The organism is Sphingopyxis sp., assembly GCF_036402335.1.
Classification (GTDB): Bacteria; Pseudomonadota; Alphaproteobacteria; order Sphingomonadales; family Sphingomonadaceae; genus Sphingopyxis.
Map to the genome: position 1 here is coordinate 1 of NZ_DASWTD010000606.1, position 3995 is coordinate 3995.

The 3995-nt window shown below is 64.1% G+C and carries 5 protein-coding genes; 4 read left to right on the forward strand and 1 reads right to left on the reverse strand.

What is annotated here, in order from left to right; translation table 11 throughout:
- The 3 genes from VGD20_RS19650 to VGD20_RS19660 form a co-directional block, all read left to right on the forward strand.
- The coding region (locus VGD20_RS19650; protein ID WP_331136064.1) for an agmatine deiminase family protein at positions 1-768 on the forward strand (768 nt) is incomplete at its 5' end.
- Between the two features lie 58 nt (positions 769-826).
- The gene (gene aguB, locus VGD20_RS19655; protein WP_331136065.1) at positions 827-1678 is read left to right on the forward strand and encodes an N-carbamoylputrescine amidase; all 852 of its coding nucleotides are present in this window, start codon (positions 827-829) and stop codon (positions 1676-1678) included.
- Positions 1679-1699: 21 nt separating this feature from the next.
- The gene (locus VGD20_RS19660; RefSeq protein ID WP_331136066.1) at positions 1700-2344 is read left to right on the forward strand and encodes an FABP family protein; all 645 of its coding nucleotides are present in this window, start codon (positions 1700-1702) and stop codon (positions 2342-2344) included.
- A gap of 3 nt (positions 2345-2347) precedes the next feature.
- Here the strand turns inward: VGD20_RS19660 and VGD20_RS19665 are convergent, their stop codons facing one another.
- Entirely contained in the window at positions 2348-2968 is a 621-nt protein-coding gene (locus VGD20_RS19665) for a PilZ domain-containing protein (protein ID WP_331136067.1), read from the reverse strand.
- Between the two features lie 297 nt (positions 2969-3265).
- On the opposite strand from VGD20_RS19665, the gene VGD20_RS19670 reads away from it, so the two are divergent.
- Positions 3266-3995, forward strand: a 730-nt coding sequence (locus VGD20_RS19670) for a TraB/GumN family protein (protein ID WP_331136068.1), incomplete at its 3' end; no start/stop codon positions are given.

A 3995-nucleotide genomic window follows, 5' to 3' on the forward strand; every position in this document is an offset into this window, starting at 1 on the left:
GGCGTGCGGATACTGGTCCAGCCCTTGGGCGATATCTGGCTGCGCGATACCGGGCCGATCATTGCGGGTACCGGTCCGGCACGCCGCGCGCGCAATTTCGAATTCAACTGGTGGGGCGAGAAATTCGTCATGCCAGGCGACCAGGAGATCGGCGCAGCGCTGGCGCAGGCAAGCGGTTTACCCGTCGACGATCAGGACTGGGTGCTCGAGGGCGGCGGGATCGACGTCGACGGCACCGGCCTGTGCGTCACCACCGAAGAATGCCTGCTCAACACCAACCGCAACCCGACGCTGACACGCGAGGATATCGCGGTGCGGCTCCGCCAGTCGCTCGGCATCGACCGGATCTTATGGCTCGGCAACGGGCTGGTCGGCGATCATACCGACGGCCATGTCGACAATCTGGCGCGCTTCGTCGGCGAAGGACGCCTCGCGCTGCCCGTCGCGGCGGGCGATGATGACCCCAACGCGCATATTTATGCCGATGCACGCGCGCGCACCGCCGCGTTCGGCGGGGTCGAGATCGTCGACCTTCCCTCGCCCGGCCGCGTCGAAATCGGCGGCGAGATCGCGGCGGCGAGCTATATGAACTTCTATATCGGCAACAGCACGGTCGTCGTCCCGGCCTATGGCGTGCCCAACGATCAGGCCGCGGTCGACGCGCTCGCCGCGCTTTTCCTCGGCCGCCGCGCAGTCGGCGTGCCCGCGCGCGGGATCATCGTCGGCGGGGGCAGCTTCCACTGCTCGAGCCAGCAGCTTCCGGCCTAGCATCGAGAGCGAAGCGCCCTATATTCCGGCTCGATTCCCGCGCCATCACGGACGAACCATGACCCGCACCATCACCGTCGCCGCGTTGCAGCTTCCCCTGCCCGGCCCCGCCCAGCCCAATATCGATGCCGTCACCGCGCTCGTCGAGGAAGCCGCTGCCAAAGGCGCGCGGGTCATCCTGCCGCCCGAACTCTTCGAAGGCCCCTATTTCTGCCAGGTCGAGGATGAGCAATTGTTCGCGTCGGCGCGCCCGACGACCGAGCATCCGAGCGTGGTCGCAATGCAGGCGCTCGCATCGAAGCTGAAGGTCGCGATCCCGACGAGCTTTTTCGAGCGCGACGGCCACCATTATTACAATACGCTCGCGATGATCGGCCCCGACGGCGCCATCATGGGGACGTACCGCAAGAGCCACATCCCCGACGGCCCCGGATATGAAGAGAAATATTATTTCCGCCCCGGCAATACCGGCTTCAAGATATGGGACGTCTTCGGCGCGCGGATCGGCGTCGGCGTTTGCTGGGACCAATGGTATCCCGAATGCGCGCGCGCGATGGCGCTGATGGGCGCCGAACTGCTCTTCTATCCGACCGCGATCGGCAGCGAGCCCTATGACGCCGACCTCGACACCAGCCGCATGTGGCGCCGCGCGATGCAGGGTCATAGCGTGTCGAACTGCATGCCGGTGGTCGCCGCGAACCGCATCGGCGCAGAGGGTGACGCGAACTTCTATGGCCATAGCTTCATCACCGACGAATGGGGCGACATGACGCAAGCGTTCGGTGCCGCCGAAACGGGCGTTCTGGTCGAAACGATCGACCTCGATCGCGCGGCGAAACACCGCGCCGGCATGGGCTTTTTCCGCGACCGCCGGCCGCAGCTTTACGGGCGGCTCGTCGAGGACATCTGACAGCATATCTGGGGGCAAGCGATGGAATTACCCGACGACATCTTCACCGAGCCCGAGGACGTCGATCCCGAAACACTCGCTAACCTCGGCCCGCTGCTGCGCCTCGCGGGGGTATGGGAAGGCGAGCGCGGCGTTGACGTGAACCCCAAGGGCGACGGCCCCGAAACGCGCAAATATTATGAGCGGATCGAAATGCAGCCGATCGACCCGCAGGCGAACGGCCCGCAGCTATTCTATGGGCTGCGCTATCACGTCCACATCAACACGCGCGAGGAAGACATCACCTTCCACGACCAGGTGGGTTACTGGCTGTATGAGGCCGCGACCGGTTTGATCCTGCAAACGCTGGCGATCCCCCGCGGGCAGATCGCGATCGCCGCGGGACATGCGAAGGCCGGCGACAAGCGGCTCGTCGTGAAGGCGGAGCGCGGGCAAACCGAATATGGCATCTGCTCGACCACCTTCCTCGACCTTGCCTTCCGCACCGACAGCTATGAATTGACGGTCGATTTCCACGACGACGGATCGTGGAGCTATGTCTCGGACACGATGCTGATGGTGAAGGGCCGCGACGAACTGTTCCGGCACCGCGACCACAACAGGCTGACCAAGATCGCCGAGCCCGACCTCAACCCTTGGGCGAAGATCGTCCGGGGGGCGGCCTGAGCCTCAGCTTTCGAAGCGGTGGATGCTTTCGAGGTCGGCGCGGTCGAGCGGCTGGGTCAGCCACAGGCCGCCGCGTCCGGCTCGCGACCAGCGCACGATGGCACGGCGCTTGACGCCACCCGCAAGCACCAGATCGAGTTCCTTGCCGACTTCCAGATGGCCGTCATGGATGAAACCGGCGCCATTTTGCGACATGTCGACCAGTTCGATCTGGCTCGTTCCCTCGTCGGTCACCGCCTGCGCCTGCGTATGCACCGGCAGGCGCGGCTGGCGATAGCCGGTGGCGCGCTGTTCGGCCGCCAATTGTTTCAGGACGTCCGCGACGTCGACTTCCTTGTCGAATTCGACGCCGCAGCGTCCGGCTTCGGACCAGACGACCTCGCCGCGTATCACGACCGTATCGGACAGCGCGATTTCGAGCTGTTCGCCGACGGTTATCGGGACGTCGGCGGCCAGCATCATACCGCGGTCTGAAATATTGCGGACCCGCCACAGCCCTGCGTCGCCGTTGCGCACGACCTTGGCGATACGCCACACCGTGCGATAGCGATCACCGCCGCGGCGATCGCCGCCCGCGGTAATTTCCTGCTCCTCTGCCGGATCGGAGAAGCGACGTTGGTTCATGTCATCCACCTCATCGAAACAGCGTCAGACGGAAACAGCAAGTCCCTATCAATACTGCAAAATACTCAAAACACATAAAGTTATAATAACAGAATTCTGCTTATTATTCAATCATATTGCGGCTCGTAGTTAACGAACCCTCAACGCAACGATCCACGACGCCCGGAGCGGCCATTCACCCGTCATGGATAATTTTGTATTTTGCATGATTTACGGTGCCAACGCGCCTGCATTAAGTGCCAATGTGGAAACATTGCCCCCCGCCGGATGCGTGGTGCGCGAAACCGGAGTGCCCGAATGAAAATGATACGCGTCGCAACTATCTTCTTTGCGGCAATCACGCCGGCGATCGCGGTGTCGGCGCCGGCGGGAGCGCAGGAAGCGGCGGCGCCATCTGCGGCGGATGACGAAATCGTGGTAACGGCGCGCCGGTCGGGTGCGCCGATGTGGACGATCAAGACCGAAGCGGGCACCGTCATCCTCGTCGGCGAGATCGCCGAAGTGCCCAAAGCGACGCCCTGGCGTCCCGAACGGCTGCAAGGCGCGACCGAACGCGCGCAGCGGGTGATCCTCGGCACCAAGGCGAAGGTGTCGCCGGGAGACATTCTCCGGCTCATCTTCCGCGGCGGCAAGCTCACGAAACTACCGAAAGGGCGCACCGCGGCGGACTATCTGGATGCGCGCCAGCTTGACCGGTTGCGCACGCTCGAAACCCGTTTCGACCAGGATTATGCGCGGCAGAATTTCCTGATGACGGCATTCGACCTGCTGTCGAAGCGGCTCGCCTTCAACCGCGACACCGCCGACGATGCATCCGACGTCGTCCGCAAGGCCGCGCGCCACGCGAACATCCCGACGCGGCCCGTCGGCGAAGTGCGCGGCGAAGACATGCTCGACAATCTCTTCGCGGCAGCGCCCGAGACGCATATCCCATGCCTCGATGCCGCGATGAACGCGACGGAGGCCGGATCCGACGTCGTTGCGACGCGCGGGCGGGCGTGGACCGAGTTCGATGTACCTGCGGTGA

Coding starts and splice junctions, on each gene's coding strand:
- aguB (WP_331136065.1), top strand. CDS start 827: ATGACCCGCACCATCACCGTCGCCGCGTTGCAGCTTCCCCTGCCCGGC.
- VGD20_RS19665 (WP_331136067.1), bottom strand. CDS start 2,968: ATGAACCAACGTCGCTTCTCCGATCCGGCAGAGGAGCAGGAAATTACC.
- VGD20_RS19660 (WP_331136066.1), top strand. CDS start 1,700: ATGGAATTACCCGACGACATCTTCACCGAGCCCGAGGACGTCGATCCC.